At 38.5% G+C, this 16,435-nt stretch carries 16 protein-coding genes; 11 read left to right on the top strand and 5 right to left on the bottom strand.

Annotated elements, in window-relative coordinates:
• The 8 genes from AAX15_RS09525 to pntB all read left to right on the top strand — a co-directional run.
• Positions 1-287 (top strand): hypothetical protein (locus AAX15_RS09525; protein WP_046939162.1); only part of this gene is annotated, 287 nt, incomplete at its 5' end.
• Entirely contained in the window at positions 287-493 is a 207-nt protein-coding gene (locus AAX15_RS03515) for a hypothetical protein (protein WP_032827145.1), read from the top strand. The genes AAX15_RS09525 and AAX15_RS03515, both read left to right, overlap by 1 nt.
• Positions 494-538: 45 nt before the next feature.
• Entirely contained in the window at positions 539-2,155 is a 1,617-nt protein-coding gene (locus AAX15_RS09685) for a VENN motif pre-toxin domain-containing protein (RefSeq protein ID WP_080950417.1), read from the top strand.
• Between the two features lie 11 nt (positions 2,156-2,166).
• Positions 2,167-2,532, top strand: coding sequence for an SMI1/KNR4 family protein (locus AAX15_RS03505; RefSeq protein ID WP_005637791.1), 366 nt, complete (start codon positions 2,167-2,169; stop codon positions 2,530-2,532).
• A 1-nt stretch (position 2,533) separates the two neighbouring features.
• Positions 2,534-3,076: an RNA 2'-phosphotransferase gene (locus AAX15_RS03500; protein WP_005637792.1), complete on the top strand. Its 543-nt coding sequence runs from the start codon at positions 2,534-2,536 to the stop codon at positions 3,074-3,076.
• A gap of 167 nt (positions 3,077-3,243) precedes the next feature.
• Positions 3,244-3,819: a hypothetical protein gene (locus AAX15_RS03495; protein ID WP_155397810.1), complete on the top strand. Its 576-nt coding sequence runs from the start codon at positions 3,244-3,246 to the stop codon at positions 3,817-3,819.
• Between the two features lie 253 nt (positions 3,820-4,072).
• Positions 4,073-5,611 carry a Re/Si-specific NAD(P)(+) transhydrogenase subunit alpha gene (gene pntA, locus AAX15_RS03490; RefSeq protein ID WP_046939161.1) on the top strand — a complete coding sequence of 513 codons (1,539 nt, stop codon included), beginning with the start codon at positions 4,073-4,075 and terminating at the stop codon, positions 5,609-5,611.
• A 10-nt stretch (positions 5,612-5,621) separates the two neighbouring features.
• Positions 5,622-7,046 (top strand): Re/Si-specific NAD(P)(+) transhydrogenase subunit beta, encoded by a 1,425-nt coding sequence (pntB, locus tag AAX15_RS03485; RefSeq protein ID WP_005637794.1) that lies wholly within the window; start codon positions 5,622-5,624, stop codon positions 7,044-7,046.
• 61 nt (positions 7,047-7,107) lie between these two features.
• Here the strand turns inward: pntB and AAX15_RS03480 are convergent, their stop codons facing one another.
• The gene (locus AAX15_RS03480; RefSeq protein WP_046939160.1) at positions 7,108-8,025 is read right to left on the bottom strand and encodes a LysR family transcriptional regulator; all 918 of its coding nucleotides are present in this window, start codon (positions 8,023-8,025) and stop codon (positions 7,108-7,110) included.
• Between the two features lie 95 nt (positions 8,026-8,120).
• Here AAX15_RS03480 and topA point away from each other — a divergent pair, with 95 nt between their 5' ends.
• Positions 8,121-10,727 (top strand): type I DNA topoisomerase, encoded by a 2,607-nt coding sequence (topA, locus tag AAX15_RS03475; RefSeq protein ID WP_046939159.1) that lies wholly within the window; start codon positions 8,121-8,123, stop codon positions 10,725-10,727.
• Positions 10,728-10,800: 73 nt separating this feature from the next.
• Here the strand turns inward: topA and AAX15_RS03470 are convergent, their stop codons facing one another.
• Entirely contained in the window at positions 10,801-11,385 is a 585-nt protein-coding gene (locus AAX15_RS03470) for an FMN-dependent NADH-azoreductase (RefSeq protein WP_046939158.1), read from the bottom strand.
• A gap of 285 nt (positions 11,386-11,670) precedes the next feature.
• On the opposite strand from AAX15_RS03470, the gene thrS reads away from it, so the two are divergent.
• Positions 11,671-13,602 (top strand): threonine--tRNA ligase, encoded by a 1,932-nt coding sequence (gene thrS, locus AAX15_RS03465; RefSeq protein WP_046939157.1) that lies wholly within the window; start codon positions 11,671-11,673, stop codon positions 13,600-13,602.
• A 179-nt stretch (positions 13,603-13,781) separates the two neighbouring features.
• Here the strand turns inward: thrS and AAX15_RS03460 are convergent, their stop codons facing one another.
• The 3 genes from AAX15_RS03460 to ttcA all read right to left on the bottom strand — a co-directional run bounded on the left by AAX15_RS03460 (position 13,782) and on the right by ttcA (position 15,377).
• Entirely contained in the window at positions 13,782-13,991 is a 210-nt protein-coding gene (locus tag AAX15_RS03460; protein WP_005631673.1) for a TOBE domain-containing protein, read from the bottom strand.
• A 107-nt stretch (positions 13,992-14,098) separates the two neighbouring features.
• Entirely contained in the window at positions 14,099-14,434 is a 336-nt protein-coding gene (locus tag AAX15_RS03455) for a TusE/DsrC/DsvC family sulfur relay protein (RefSeq protein ID WP_046939156.1), read from the bottom strand.
• 1 nt (position 14,435) lies between these two features.
• Positions 14,436-15,377, bottom strand: a complete 942-nt coding sequence (gene ttcA / locus AAX15_RS03450; protein ID WP_046939155.1) for a tRNA 2-thiocytidine(32) synthetase TtcA — start codon at positions 15,375-15,377, stop codon at positions 14,436-14,438.
• A gap of 415 nt (positions 15,378-15,792) precedes the next feature.
• Between ttcA and AAX15_RS03445 the strand changes: the two genes are divergently transcribed.
• On the top strand, positions 15,793-16,435 hold a 643-nt coding region (locus tag AAX15_RS03445; RefSeq protein WP_230599588.1), incomplete at its 3' end, for an AraC family transcriptional regulator.

The following is a 16,435-nucleotide window of genomic DNA, read 5'->3' as shown; positions in this document are numbered from 1 at the left end:
TTAAGGTTCCTCTTCTTTCAAAATTAAAACCTGGAGCGCAAGCTCTTAACAGTTTTGCTTTTGATTTAATGTATGAGGTTAATAAACCAGGAGCTACAGATAGACAAATTAAAACGGAGATGATTGGCAGTTCAGCTGGTAGTGGATTTGGATTTGTGGCTGAAACAATATCAAATAGATTAGGCTTCCCCCCTCTACCAAAGACCTTTTTAAATACAATAGGAGGAGCAATTGTTAGTGATAAAGCAAAAGAAACATACCAAGATGTAAATAAGGAGAAAAAGTAATGAAATTTATTATTGGTGTCGTTATAAGCATTCTTATTTTTGCTTTATTTTATTTTATGGCTATTTCTTATGTAAAATTTGATGCAGGAGTAAAATATGTAAATTATATTCTTCTTGCAGAAGAATCTATTATTTCTAGTATAAAACTCCATATTTTGGTGATACCTATTATATTTCTTACTTCTATAAAGAAAAATAAGAAATGATCTAAGTTGATAGGCGACATCAGCAACAACGCAATAAGCATTGCCATGTATAATGAGCGTGAGAAGATTAATAAACTGTCATTGGAAAAATTTAAAGCGGAAGAAAAATACGGTAAATCAAGTACGCAAGCGCAAGAAATCGGTAAACAAATTACCGCTATTCAAAATGACATAGACGGCACTTACGGCATTGGAAGTAAGACAGGCATGGCGATTCGCGCGGTGACAGCGGCATTACAAGCGGCGGCACAAAACGATACCGCAGGCAGTCTTGTTGCACTGGCTTCGCCTTACCTCAACAAAACCATCCACGAGATGACAGCAGGCGATACAGCAAAAGACAAAGCGACTAACCTTATGGCGCATGCGCTGCTTTCTGCGGTGGAGTTCCAAGTGACAGGCAAAGACCCGTTAACAGGTGCAGTGGCTGGGGTGACAGGAGAAGTGACTGCACAAATCCTTACGCAGGCAATCTATAATAAAACGCCAAATCAACTTACAGCAAATGAGAAGGAAAACATTAGCACGTTAAGTCAGTTGGCGGGCGGATTAGCTGCGGCATTGACGGCGAAGGCAAATGGCACCACTGCGGAACAAGGTGGTAATTTCCTTGCTGCCACCTCTGGGGCTGGAACGGCTAAAAGTGCGGTAGAAAATAATTACCTAAGTGTTGCAGATGTTGAGAATCTCATTCGAGAACTGAGCAAAGCACAAAAAGAAGGCCGTGATACTAAACCGATTTTAGAGAAATATAAAGGGATTAGTGAGGAAAACCGCCAGCAACTCATAGCGTGTAAGGGGAATGTGGCTTGTGAAACAGCACATTTACATGAAATGAACACCGGGGGTGAAGAGCTTGAGAGAAATTTGGGGTTCTTTAGTCGTATGACGGTGTATTATCCAAATGATTTAAATACAGCAAATCGTATTGCATTATCTAATTTAGTTGAAAGTGAAAATGCAGAAAGTTTTAGCAAGCTTTCGGATACCACAAAATTTGGTTTGAATTTGATGGAAGCTGGTACAGCAATAGGTCTGGGGGCAGTAGCAGGTTCTGCAAAAGTTGGATTAAGCAATGTTAAGAGCTTAATTAGTGGAAAAAATAAAGCTTATCCGACATCAGGGATGGATGGGTATAAGCGTACTAATGTTGGGGATGAGGATTATCGTTCAAGTGGTGCTGGTAATGCTTATGTAGATCCTAGAACTGAAAAATTAAAGAGTGTTTTAGCGACTGGACGACAGATGCTTGATCCTTCAGAAGTGTCGTTTTCTCAAGCAACAGTGTCTTATCAGAAAAAAGGTAAGGGTTATAATTATGATACAATGGTTGAAGATATGAGAAAGAATGGTTGGAATGGAAAACCTGTAGACGTGGTAAACATGCCAGATAGTGCTCCAACAAGTATGGATAATACTCGCATTTTGGCAGCACGAGAAGCTGGAATAAAGGTGGAGGCTAACGTTCATTCTTTTAATGAAAAGCTAACTGCTAGAGAGGTGGAGCGCTTTCAAGTAAATGGAGTGTTCCCAAATACATGGGGTGAGGCAATTCTTTTAAGAATTGAGAAACAAGGAACTATTAAAGGAGATGGAATACCTAATAATTGGAATATTAAATATCCTCACGGTTCAATTTATGATCCTAAAGTAAAAAAATAAGGTTCTTTATTATGCAAGTAAAATTTAACTTATATCCTAAAGCTATGTTACCTAATAATTTTAGCTACCCTAATGGTTATATCAAGCTTTCTAAAGACTTGTCTATTATAAATCAATTAGAATATTTTCCTTGGTGGTTTGAGAATCATAGAGACAGTATTATTCAACATTCAGCTATTTTAGAAGAACTAACTGGTGTTCCGAATTTAATTTCTTTTGCTAGAAATGATGATTTAGCAGCTTGCTTTGACCTAACTGATTATTCAGGGAATCCTAGGGTATACGTATATGATTTAGGAACTAATGATCCACCTTATGAAAAAGACTCTTTTGATGAATGGTTGTCAGAAGAAATAAAAGCTGTTAAGGAAGGTTAAAATGGACTATTTAAATTTAAGTAAAGAAGTTTCCTATGCGCTTCGTCATGCCCCATGGGAATATGAATTAGAACTGGATTCTGAAGGTTGGGTTTCTGTTGAACAATTAATTTCATCATTTAGAAATAGTGATGAAAAATGGAATATGTTAACCGAAGACGATCTAGTTAAAATGATCAACCTATCGGAAAAGAAAAGACATGAGATTAAAAATGGAAAAATAAGAGCTTTCTATGGGCATTCAATTCCAATGAAAATTTCTAAAGAAATTGGTTATCCACCAAAGTATTTATACCATGGGACAAGTATAAATTATTTAGATGATATTAAATTAAATGGATTGAAACCGATGTCTCGTCAATATGTACATTTATCTGAGGATGTTGAGACAGCAACATTGGTTGGAAATAGAAAAAAAGGAGAGACAATTCTTCTGATAATTGATACAGAATTAGCTCAATCTAAAGGCATTAAGTTTTATATAGGTAATGAGAAGGTATGGTTATCCGATGGTATTCCAGTCGAATTCATTAGAGAAAGATAACTTTTAAAGGAAACTAATAAAGTGCGGTCAATTTTCAAAGAGTTTTAAAACCTCTCAAAACTGCCCGCACTTTTGTATTTTCAGGGCTGTTTATTTTTAAGCAAATCTTATAATTTCACATCCAACTTCTCGTAGTGACCTTACCAAGCGGAAAACAAGTCAAAGTGATGGCGCCTCGTGTCTATGCCATGGCGCAGAAAGGAGACTTAAATGGCGAAGGCACGTTGATTTCAGCGGATGTGATTGATTTGCGGAGTAACCGTTTAACCAATAGTGGCACCATTGCAGGCCGTAAACTTACGTTATTAAATACCGAAAGCTTATTCAACGCAGGCACCATTACGGGGGATAAAGTAGGCATCAACACCACGCATAACTTCGATAATATCGGCGGTAAAGTGGAAGCTGAGCGCGCCCTCTTGGTGGATGTGGGCGGTGATTTAAATCACGAAAGTACCACGATGACGACAAAGGTGGATTTATCTCATTTTCAACGGAGTGAAATGACACTGGCTCGTAAAGCACTTTTCCATGTAAAAGGAGAAGATGGCCAGTTACAACTCTCATCAAATAATCTGAACGCTAAAGGTGCAGATATTATTAACGATGGCAATGGCAGTACGCTTGTTCAAAGCAAAAATAACATGAATCTGACCGCACTTTCAGTGGGCTTTGATGAGAGGGTGGGGAGAAGAAGAGATTGCTGCGATAAAAACAGAGCTTGCACTAAGTTAAAGTGGTAAATTAGAGTCGTTTTAATGAAGAAGTGTTGGGTAACTATTCTGTTGGAGTGCGGTAAATTTTTGAGGTGTTTTTATATGAGATTTTTCGTGATCCCTATCACAATATCTTGTAAAACCACTTAAAAACGTTACCTATTTTCATTCAATCAATGATACAGTTGTATCCGTTTGACTTTTTGTCATTTTAACGATGAATAGGCGAAGGTTTGTTCATTAATCTCATCAACCCAATCATCAATCAGAGGGAAACAGTATGTTAATTGGTGTACCTAGAGAGCTGCTTGAGAATGAGAGCCGTGTGGCGGCAACGCCGAAAACGGTTCAGCAAATATTGAAATTGGGCTTTGACGTGATCGTGGAACACGATGCAGGTTTTAAAGCTAGTTTTGAAGATCAAGCATTTTTAGAGGCGGGCGCGAAGATCGGTACGTCGGCTGAAATTTGGCAATCGGATATTATCTTCAAAGTAAATGCACCGACAGATGAAGAAATTGCTCAAATGAAGGAAGGGGCAACGCTTGTGAGCTTTATTTGGCGTATGCAAAATCCTGAGTTAATGAAAAAACTCACCGCGAAGAAAATTAATGTGTTAGCAATGGATGCGGTGCCTCGTATTTCTCGTGCGCAAGCATTGGATGCACTTTCTTCTATGGCGAATATTTCTGGTTATCGTGCTGTCATTGAAGCTGCGCATGAATTCGGAAGCTTCTTTACTGGGCAAATTACTGCTGCAGGTAAAGTTCCACCAGCAAAAGTGTTGGTGATTGGTGCTGGTGTGGCTGGTTTAGCAGCAATTGGTGCGGCAAATAGCCTTGGGGCGATTGTTCGTGCTTTTGACTCTCGTCCTGAAGTGAAAGAGCAAGTTCAAAGTATGGGGGCAAGCTTCTTAGAAATTGATTTTAAAGAAGAAGGTGGCAGTGGTGATGGTTATGCGAAAGTGATGTCGGAAGAATTTAACCGTCGTGCGATGGAGCTTTACGCAGAACAAGCTAAAGAAGTCGATATTATTATTACTACGGCAGCCATTCCGGGTAAACCAGCGCCTCGTTTAATCACCAAAGAAATGGTGGATTCAATGAAACCTGGTTCGGTGATTGTGGATTTAGCGGCTGCAACTGGCGGTAACTGTGAATATACGCAAGCAGGGAAAGTTGTTACAACTGAAAACCAAGTGAAAGTGATTGGTTATACGGATTTCCCAAGCCGCTTATCAACGCAATCTTCCCAACTTTACGGCACAAACTTAGTCAATTTATTAAAACTTTTGTGCAAAGAGAAAGATGGCAATATCAATATTGATTTTGAAGATGTGGTTCTTCGTGGTGTAACCGTTGTTCGTGATGGGGAAGAAATTCCACCAGCACAAATTCAAGTGTCTGCACAACCAAAACAAGAAACCAAAGCTGCACCAGTGGCAGAGAAAAAAGAATCTAAACCAACAGATCCTCGTGTGAAATACGGTGTGATGGCAGGTGTAGGTGTGTTATTCCTTTGGTTAGCTTCTGTAGCGCCAGCTGCATTTTTATCACATTTCACTGTATTTGTTTTAGCTTGTGTGGTGGGTTATTACGTGGTTTGGAATGTTAGCCATGCACTTCACACACCATTAATGGCAGTAACAAATGCAATTTCAGGCATTATTATTGTAGGTGCGTTATTACAAATTCGTCAGCCAACAGGCAATCTATTTATCGATGCCTTAGCTTTTGTGGCGATTTTGGTGGCAAGCATCAATATTTTTGGTGGTTTCCGTGTCACACAACGTATGTTAGCAATGTTTAGAAAAGGTTAAGGAGCGCACAATGTCTGAAGGTTTAGTACAGGCTGCGTATATTTTAGCAGCATTACTTTTCATTATGAGCTTGGCAGGACTTTCTAAACATGAAACTGCTAAAGCAGGTTGTTGGTTCGGTATTGTTGGTATGACAATTGCCCTTATCGCAACCATTTTTGGACCTCATTCTGAAGGAACATTTTGGATCATTATTGCAATGATCATCGGTGGTGCAATCGGTGTTCAACGTGCATTAAAAGTAGAAATGACTGAAATGCCAGAACTTGTGGCGATTCTTCACAGTTTCGTCGGTTTAGCGGCTGTACTCGTAGGCTTTAATAGCTATGGTTTACACCATGAGGCATTAATGCCAGAAGGATTAGATGCAGCAGCACAAGCCGCATTTGTAGCAGAGCAAGCAGTATTAACGAATATTCATAATGTTGAAGTATTTTTAGGTATTTTTATCGGTGCAGTAACTTTCACTGGTTCTGTTGTTGCATTTGGTAAATTAAGCGGAAAAATTAATTCAAAAGCATTAATGTTGCCGCATCGCCATAAATTAAATTTAGCCGCACTTGTGGTATCTGCATTATTGATGGTTGCATTCTTGAATAATCCAGAAAGCATTTTCCCTGTGTTATTAATGACAGCGATTGCGCTTGCATTCGGCTGGCACTTAGTGGCTTCAATCGGTGGGGCAGATATGCCAGTTGTGGTATCAATGCTTAACTCTTATTCAGGTTGGGCAGCGGCAGCGGCAGGTTTTATGTTGAATAATGACTTGCTCATCGTAACAGGTGCGCTTGTTGGTTCTTCTGGTGCAATTCTTTCTTACATTATGTGTAAAGCGATGAACCGTTCATTTGTGAGCGTAATTGCAGGTGGTTTTGGTAACGATGTTCAAGTTTCTTCAAGCGAAGAACAAGGCGAACACCGTGAAACTACAGCAGAAGAAGTGGCTGAATTGTTGAAAAATGCAAGTTCTGTGATTATCACTCCAGGATATGGTATGGCTGTGGCACAAGCACAATATCCAGTCGCTGATATTACGGCAAAATTGCGTGAACGTGGTGTGAACGTTCGTTTTGGTATTCACCCTGTTGCAGGACGTTTACCGGGCCACATGAACGTGCTTTTAGCCGAAGCAAAAGTGCCTTACGATGTCGTACTTGAAATGGATGAAATCAACGACGATTTCGCTGATACCGATGTGGTATTGGTTATCGGTGCGAACGATACGGTAAACCCAGCTGCAATGGAAGATCCAAATAGCCCAATCGCGGGAATGCCTGTGTTAGAAGTATGGAAAGCGCAAAATGTGATTGTGTTCAAACGTTCAATGGCAGTGGGTTACGCTGGCGTACAAAACCCATTATTCTTCAAAGAGAATACGCAAATGCTCTTTGGTGATGCAAAAGATCGTGTTGAAGATATCTTAAAAGCATTATAAAAAACACGCATAAAAATAACCGCACTTGGGGTTGCCTAAGTGCGGTATTTTTTTATGGTGTTTAGTGACTATCTTCAGGATTTTCCAAAATTTCTGAACACAAGCCTAAGCCAGATAAAAATTCAATAAATGCCCGCACTTTTATTGGTAAATGTCTTCTGTTTGGATAGACCACATGAATTTCTAATTTTTGTTGTTTATATTCTGGCAACACTTCGATGAGTTCCCCTTTTTCGAGAGATTCACCAACAATAAATCTAGGTAAATTCACAATTCCTAGCCCTGCTTTTGCCATTTCTAATAAGGCTAAACCGCTATTGCTTACCACTTTGGATTGGATTTTGAAACGTTGTGTTTGATTTATGCGTGAGCCAACCCAATTCACTTGATTCATTACATTTTTATAAAGTAAGCCATTGTGCTGTTCTAAATCATCAGGCGTTTGTGGAATACCATTCGCTTCAAGATAGCTTGGTGATGCCACAAAGTGTAGCGTATTTGTACTGATTTTGCGTGATACAAGAGAACTGTCCGCCATATGGCCGATACGTAATGCAAGATCATAGCCTTCTGCCACAAGGTCAATTTTTTTATCATTAAACTCAATTTCAACATGTAGATTAGGATGTTCGGCAATAAACAGTGGTAAATTCGGTACGATAAAAAGCAAGCCAAAATCACGAGGAACAGAAATAAGTAAATTTCCTTGTAATGAACAGGTAAGGTGAGTGATGCTAGAATCTGCTTCATCTAAATCAAGCAAAATTCCTTGGCAGCGTTGGTAATACATCATTCCCGCTTCAGTAGGCATAATTTTTCTGGTGGTACGTTGTAACAATCGTGTTTTTAAATGTTCTTCTAACTGTGAAACTAATTTGCTTGCCATTGCCACAGAAATATTTTGTTGCTTTGCAGCCAATGTAAAACTTTGGGTTTCAATGACTTTGCAGAAAATAGAAATCGCGTTGAGTTTATCCATTTATAGACCTTTTTTGAAAAAATGCTTGATTTTGCCTACATAACTTTGCACTATACCCCCAATTTTACAAAATTCTAGTGATATTAGGTAATCAAATGAGTAAATCCTTGGTGATTGTGGAGTCGCCGGCAAAAGCAAAGACCATCAATAAATATTTAGGTAGCCAATATGTGGTGAAATCTAGTGTTGGACATATTCGTGATTTGCCGACGGTTGGTTCTAGTACAGGTGAAAAAGCTAAACCAATTTCAACCAAAGGTATGGATGCCGAAGAAAAAGCAAAAATTAAGGCTGAAAAGGAACGTAATGCCTTAGTTAAACGTATGGGGATTGATCCTTATCACGATTGGAAAGCAAATTATCAGATTTTGCCTGGTAAAGAAAAAGTGGTTTCCGAATTAAAGTCGCTTGCTAAAAAAGCAGATCACATTTATCTCGCAACTGACTTGGATAGAGAAGGGGAAGCTATTGCATGGCATTTACGCGAGGTGATTGGTGGCGATGATGAGCGCTTTAGCCGTGTAGTGTTTAACGAAATCACTAAAAATGCCATTAAACAGGCTTTTGAAAAGCCTGAACAATTAAATATGGATCGCGTTAATGCACAACAAACTCGTCGTTTTTTAGATAGAGTAGTGGGCTTTATGGTGTCGCCATTACTTTGGAAAAAAGTCGCACGAGGGCTTTCTGCGGGTCGAGTTCAATCTGTTTCGGTTAAATTATTAGTAGAACGCGAGCGTGAAATTAAAGCCTTCCAGCCAGAAGAATATTGGGAAGTTGCCGTTCTTACGAATAATCAAAATAAACAAGCTATACGTTTGGATGTCACGGATTATAAAGGCAAAAAATTTGATCCAAAAAATCAAAAAGAAGCACAAAGTGCGGTAGATTTTCTGAATGTTTCAGATTACGTTGTCACAGATTTGGAAACTAAGCCGACAAGTTCTCGTCCTCGTGCACCATTTATTACGTCAACACTTCAACAAACTGCAAGTACTCGCTTGGGATTTGGTGTTAAGAAGACAATGATGTTAGCTCAACGTTTATATGAAGCGGGTTACATTACTTATATGCGTACGGATTCAACCAATTTGAGTCAAGATGCGCTTAATATGGCACGTAGCTATATTGAAAATCATTTTGGTGCACAATATTTACCAGAAAAACCAAATTTCTATTCTAGTAAAGAAAATGCGCAAGAGGCGCATGAGGCTATTCGCCCCTCAGATATTCGAGCATTGCCTGAATCCTTAGAGGGAATGGAAAAAGATGCAGTACGCCTTTATGATTTAATTTGGCGTCAATTCTTAGCATGTCAAATGCCACCAGCGCAATATGATAGCAGTACATTGACTGTGTCAGCTGGCGATTATACCTTGAAAGCAAAAGGCAGAATTTTACGTTTTGATGGTTGGACAAAAGTATTGCCACAGATAGGCAAAAATCCTGAAGATCAAGAATTGCCTTCAGTTGATGTTTCAGAAAAACTTGCTTTAAAAGAAGTGCAACCAACCCAACACTTTACTAAACCACCTGCTCGTTTTACTGAAGCAGCTTTAGTAAAAGAATTGGAAAAACGTGGTATTGGCCGACCTTCCACTTATGCGGCAATTATTTCTACCATTCAAGAACGTGGTTATGTTCGTACTGAAAATCGTCGTTTCTATGCAGAAAAGATGGGCGAAATTGTGACTGATCGCCTCAATGAGTCTTTTGGTGAATTAATGAATTATGACTTCACCGCGAATATGGAAGATACCTTAGATAAAATTGCCTCTGGTTCGGTGAATTGGAAAACTGAATTGAATCAATTCTTCAAGGATTTTTCTAGCCAGCTTTCTAAAGCTGAATTGGATGAACTTGAAGGTGGTATGCGCCCAAATAGCCTTGTGGAAACAGATATTAAATGCCCAACCTGTGGCAGAAATATGGCAATTCGTACGGCAAGTACAGGGGTATTTTTAGGATGTACAGGTTATGCATTACCACCAAAAGAGCGGTGCAAAACAACGATTAATTTAATTCCTGAAGCGGAATTATTGAATGTTTTAGATGAATCTTCAGAAACCAAAGCATTAATGGATCGTAAACGTTGTACAAAATGTGGAACGGCAATGGACAGCTATGTAATCGATGCCCATCGTAAAATCCATATTTGCGGTAATAATCCAAATTGTGATGGATATTTAATTGAAGAAGGCTCATTCAAAATTAAAGGTTATGATGGCCCAGTTGTTGAGTGTGATAAATGTGGTGCGGATATGCATTTAAAACTTGGTCGTTTCGGCAAGTATATGGGATGTACAAATTGCGATAACACGCGCAAAATTTTGAAAAATGGCGAAGTCGCCCCACCGAAAGAAGAGCCTGTACATTTCCCAGAGCTAAAATGCGAAAAATCTGATGCATATTTTGTATTGCGTGACGGTGCGAGTGGTGTATTTATGTCAGCACATAATTTCCCGAAATCCCGCGAAACACGCCCAGTTAAAATCGCTGAACTTGTGCAATATCGCGAGCGTTTGCCTGAAAAATTAGCTTATTTAGCGGATGCACCACAAAAAGATCCAGAAGGGAATGAAGCGATTGTTCGTTTTAGTCGTAAAGAGAAGAAACAATATGTGACTTCTGAAAAAGAGGGAAAAGCGACGAAATGGATTGTTGATTTCACCAATGGAAAATGGGTTGAACGGAAAAAATAAGAAGAAAAGTGCGGTAAAATCACCGCACTTTTTTTGTAATAAATCTTCTTATGTTTTGTAGGTTATCTGAGGATTAAAGGGCTGCTAAAATTTCATTAATTTTATTTTTTGCAGATGCTTGGGCTTTTTCAATTGCTTCTGGTCCGAATCCAATACCTTGTGCATAAACAAATTGCACATCAGTGATACCGATAAAACCTAAAACTGATTTCATATATTGTGTCACTAGATTTTCTTCATCATACACCCCACCAAATGCACATAACACAATCGCTTTTTTACCTTTTAATAATCCTTCCGGTCCATTTGCCGTATATTGGAAAGTGACACGTGGGCGAGCGATAAAATCAAAATAAGTTTTTAATTGTGTTGGGATGCCAAGATTATACATTGGCGCACCAATAACCAGAGTCTCTGCATTTTTTAATTCGGAGACTAATTCATCGGAAAGTGCAAGAAGTTGTTTTTCTTCATCGTTTTTAGGTTCACCACGTACAGCTGTTGCTGCTGTGGCATCAAAATATGGAAGCGGTTGTTGGGCTAGATCGCGTACGACAATGTTATTACCTTGTAATTTTTCGATAACATAATCGGCTAATTGATTGGTCTGGGCGTTATTTCCTGAAATGCTAGATTTTAATACTAATACGTTGCTCATTTTTATTCCTTAACTGGGTATTTAAAAGTGCGGTTATTCTAGCCTTTATTTTTAGGATATAAAGCCCCTAGCCAGAAAAACATTATTTCCTTTCTGTAAAATATGTGCATTTATTTAACAATACCTTAAGAAAGTGATAGAATTTGCCACGCATTTTTTGCCTAATTTCGCTCGTTCAATGGTAGGAATGAAGCCAAGTAGGGCAAAAGTGCGGTTAATTTTTATAGAATTTTAAACGAACACGTCACCTTTCGTATGGGTGACCACTGTATAAGGAAAAAAACAATGCCAATTATTACTTTACCTGACGGTTCCCAACGTCAATTCGATCATCCTGTTTCTGTTCTTGAAGTCGCACAAGATATTGGTGCGGGTCTTGCTAAAGCCACTATCGCAGGCCGTGTAAATGGTGAGCGTCGTGATGCATGCGATGTTATCGACCAAGATTCAACACTTGAAATCATTACTGCTAAAGATGAAGATGGTTTAGAAATTATTCGCCACTCATGTGCACACTTGTTTGGTCATGCTATTAAACAATTATTCCCAGATGTAAAAATGGCAATCGGTCCAACTATTGAAAATGGTTTCTACTATGACATTGATTTAGACCGCTCTTTAACGCAAGAAGATTTAGATGCAATCGAAAAACGTATGTTGGAATTGGCAAAAACCAATTATGACGTCGTGAAAAAACGTGTTACTTGGCAAGAAGCGCGTGATACGTTTGAAAAACGCGGCGAGCCATACAAAATGGCAATTTTAGATGAAAACATTGAACGTACTGCAACGCCTGCGTTATATCATCACTTAGAATATATTGATATGTGCCGTGGCCCACACGTGCCAAATATGCGTTTCTGTCAGCATTTCAAATTACAAAAAGTCGCTGGTGCTTACTGGCGTGGTGACAGCAAAAACAAAATGTTACAACGTATCTATGGTACGGCTTGGGCGGATAAAAAACAACTTTCTGAATATTTAACACGCTTAGAAGAAGCGGCAAAACGTGACCACCGTAAAATTGGTAAAGCATTAGATTTATATCATATGCAAGAAGAAGCGCCAGGTATGGTGTTCTGGCACAATGATGGCTGGACAATTTTCCGTGAACTTGAAACTTTCGTGCGTACTAAATTAAAACAATACGATTATCAAGAAGTGAAAGGTCCTTTTATGATGGATCGCGTGTTGTGGGAAAAAACTGGTCACTGGCAAAATTACGCAGATTTAATGTTCACAACCCAATCTGAAAACCGTGAATATGCAATTAAACCGATGAACTGTCCAGGACACGTTCAAATTTTTAATCAAGGTTTAAAATCTTACCGTGATTTACCAATCCGTATGGCGGAATTTGGTTCTTGCCATCGTAATGAGCCATCAGGTTCTTTGCACGGTTTAATGCGTGTGCGTGGCTTTACTCAAGATGATGCACACATTTTCTGTACTGAAGATCAAATTGAGAGCGAAGTAACTAGCTGTATCAAAATGGTGTACGACATTTATAGCACCTTTGGTTTCACTAATATCGCAGTGAAACTTTCTACTCGCCCAGAAAATCGTATCGGTTCAGATGAAATGTGGGATCGTGCGGAAGCAGGTCTTGCAGCAGCATTAGCGCACAACGGTCTTGAATATGAAATTCAAGAAGGTGAAGGCGCATTCTATGGTCCGAAAATTGAATTCGCATTACGTGATAGCATTGGCCGTGAATGGCAATGTGGTACCGTGCAATTAGACTTTGCATTACCAGGTCGTTTAGATGCAACTTATGTGGCTGAAGATAATAGCCGTAAAATCCCTGTTATGATTCACCGTGCGATTTTAGGTTCTATTGAGCGTTTCATTGGTATCATTACTGAAGAATATGCAGGTTTCTTCCCAGCATGGTTAGCTCCAACCCAAGCGGTTGTAATGAATATCACCGATAGCCAAGCAGACTATGTACAGAAAGTTGCGAAACAGCTTTCTGATGTAGGTTTACGCGTGAAAACTGATTTACGTAACGAAAAAGTGGGCTTCAAAATCCGCGAACATACTTTACGTCGCGTGCCTTATATGCTTGTTTGTGGTGATAAAGAAATCGCAGAAGGCAAAGTGGCAGTACGTACCCGTAAAGGTGCTGATTTAGGTACATTTACTGTGGAAGAATTTGCGGAAATCTTGAAAAATCAAGTAAGAAGTCGTGAATTAAAGTTATTGAATGAAGAGTAATACTTTTCGAAAATAACTAATATAATTTACTGTTTAAACAGTAATTTCAATTTAACGGTGATCGTTTCAGCGATTGCCGTTATTTTTTTATCTCAAAATGTGTTGATTGGAAAAATAAGGTATAAAAAACCGCACTTTTAAAAGTGCGGTTATATTCAATTCTGTTTTTATGGAAGAAATTATTCCACGCCAACCATTACAGAAGTTGCTTTGATGATTGCGTATGCTTCTTTACCAACTTCTAAGTTTAATTCTTTAACTGCTGCTAAAGATACAGTAGAAGAAAGCACGTTACCGCCACCGATATCGATGTGAACGATCGCATTTACTGAACCGTTTTCGATTGAAACAACTTTACCTTTTAATTGGTTTCTTGCACTAATTTTCATAACATTTCCTTGTTAGTTAGGGTTTAAAAGAGCCTGTATTTTATCTTACAAAAAGCCAGTCGTAAATAAACCTAGAGTTTAAAATTTTCAAAAAATTGACCGCACTTTTATAGGCATTTTGCAGGTTTCGGCAAGCCTGCTAATTTGGTAGCTTGTTTTGCCGGGCCTTCAGGAAATAAGCGTTGCAAATAACGACTGTTACCTTTATCTGCGCCTAGTTTTTCAGCCATGGCTTTTACCAACATACGGATGGCTGGGGAGGTGTTATATTCTTGATAAAAGTCTCTCACAAAGTAAATCACTTCCCAATGGGCATCAGTTAATTCAATATTTTCTAACTGTGCAATAGCACGAGCGACATCTTCGTTCCACTGTTGGCTACGGAGTAAATAACCGTCTTTATCAGTTTCAACTTCAATTCCAATTCCATTGATATTCAACATATTAATTTACTTCTTTAAAGTTAATCATTTCGTTGTTTGAAAAATCAGTTTGATCTTCGTCCTCAAAGTGCATTGGCGTGATTCGTTCTTCATCAAATGCGGTATCGCCTTCAATGCCATCAATTAGTTGCCCATGCTTGATTCCTTTGAAATCAAATAATTTCGGATCACACATATGTGACAATGTAATGTTTTGCATTGCGCTGAACATGGTTTCTAAGCGTCCAGGATATTGGTGATCCCAAGTATTAAGCATTTCTTTCACCACTTGGCGTTGAAGATTTGGTTGTGATCCACATAGGTTACAAGGAATAATCGGAAATTCTTTCGCGATGGCATATTTTTCAATGTCTTTTTCTTTGCAATAAGCAAGCGGACGAATCACAATTTGTTTACCATCGTCAGAAATTAATTTTGGTGGCATAGATTTCATTTTGCCGCCATAGAACATATTCAAGAATAATGTTGCCAGCATATCATCGCGGTGGTGGCCAAGGGCGATTTTGGTCGCACCGAGTTCTGTCGCTGTACGATACAAAATACCACGGCGTAGGCGAGAGCAGAGCGAACACGTGGTTTTGCCTTCCGGAATTTTTTCTTTCACAATTCCGTAAGTATTTTCTTGTACAATTTTGTAATCTACGCCAATGCTTTCTAAATATTCAGGCAATACATGCTCTGGGAACCCTGGTTGTTTTTGATCAAGGTTCACCGCAACAATATCAAATTTAATTGGTGCACTTTGCTGTAAATTCAACAAAATATCGAGAAGCGTATAACTGTCTTTGCCTCCGGATAAACACACCATGACTTTATCGCCATCTTTGATCATACCAAAATCTGCAATGGCGTTGCCTACGTTACGGCGAAGACGTTTTTGTAATTTATTGAAATTATAGGTTTGTTTTTTCTCTTGTTGGGCTAACTGGGTTAATTCGCTCATTCTGTTATCTTTAGTTATTCATGAAAGGCGCACATTATACGTGAAAAATTAGAGCAAGATCGCATTTTCCTAAAATTTAGGAGTAATATCTTCTTAACTATAGATGATCAGATCTAATCTGACAATAATGGCATTTTAATCATAGAGAAATAAAATCTAGAATTTCCATTTCAAAACAATAAGTTAAGGGGGGCTAGTTATCTAGTACAATCCTAAACTATAAACTTGTTAGATTCTCTATAATCTTCTCCGTCTATTTGATTACATAACGGAATGATACTTTTATCTGTCTAGTGAGTATTTATTTGTACGCTGAAAATAGCTATAGGTAGCAGATTATTCTAAATGATCCTTCATTTAAAAATAGAGGAGAGTGTTTAGCATAATCTAGAACATTCATAAAAAATTACTTAAAATGACCGCACTTTTACAAGGAATTTTTATGCCCATTCGTCCTAATTTTGCTGAAAAAAGTACTATTATACAAAGACATAAATTGAAACTAGATAAATCCTATTTTACGCAACCTACCGTTATTTGGGTTAGGCGTGGTAGGAAAATTTTGCGTTGGATAAATGGAGAGAAAATTATCCAAGCTGGTGAAATGGTAATGTTGGCAGGAAATCAACGCTTTGATGTGATTAATGAACCTGATGAACTAGGTGTATATCAAGCGGATTGGTTATCTATTGATAATGCAGTGGTTGAGAGATTTTTTGGACTGCTTTCGGAGCCAAAACCCTTTGAAAGCCTGTTTCACTTGCCTGTACATCCTTTTATGCAGCAAGCTTTTTCGATTGTTTCAAAAGCACTTTCCAGCGATGAAATTCCAGATCGTATTGTGGAAATTCGCTTGTGGGAATTGTTGGCTTGGTTGTCTGAACAGGGGGGTATCTTTAATCCCTTTTCTACCCCTTCTTTAAAGTGTCAAATTAGTAAGAAAATTTCAGAAAATTGTGAGTATCACTGGAAAATTGGTGATATTGCAAAATCATTAAATACCACGCCGTCATCTCGCCGCAGAAAAAATATCGTTTCGGGAAGTATTAACCACAGTT

It is taken from the genome of Haemophilus haemolyticus (assembly GCF_001008275.1).
In the GTDB taxonomy this organism is placed as follows: Bacteria; Pseudomonadota; Gammaproteobacteria; order Enterobacterales; family Pasteurellaceae; genus Haemophilus; species Haemophilus haemolyticus_P.
This window is presented reverse-complemented; position numbering and strand designations above follow the sequence as displayed.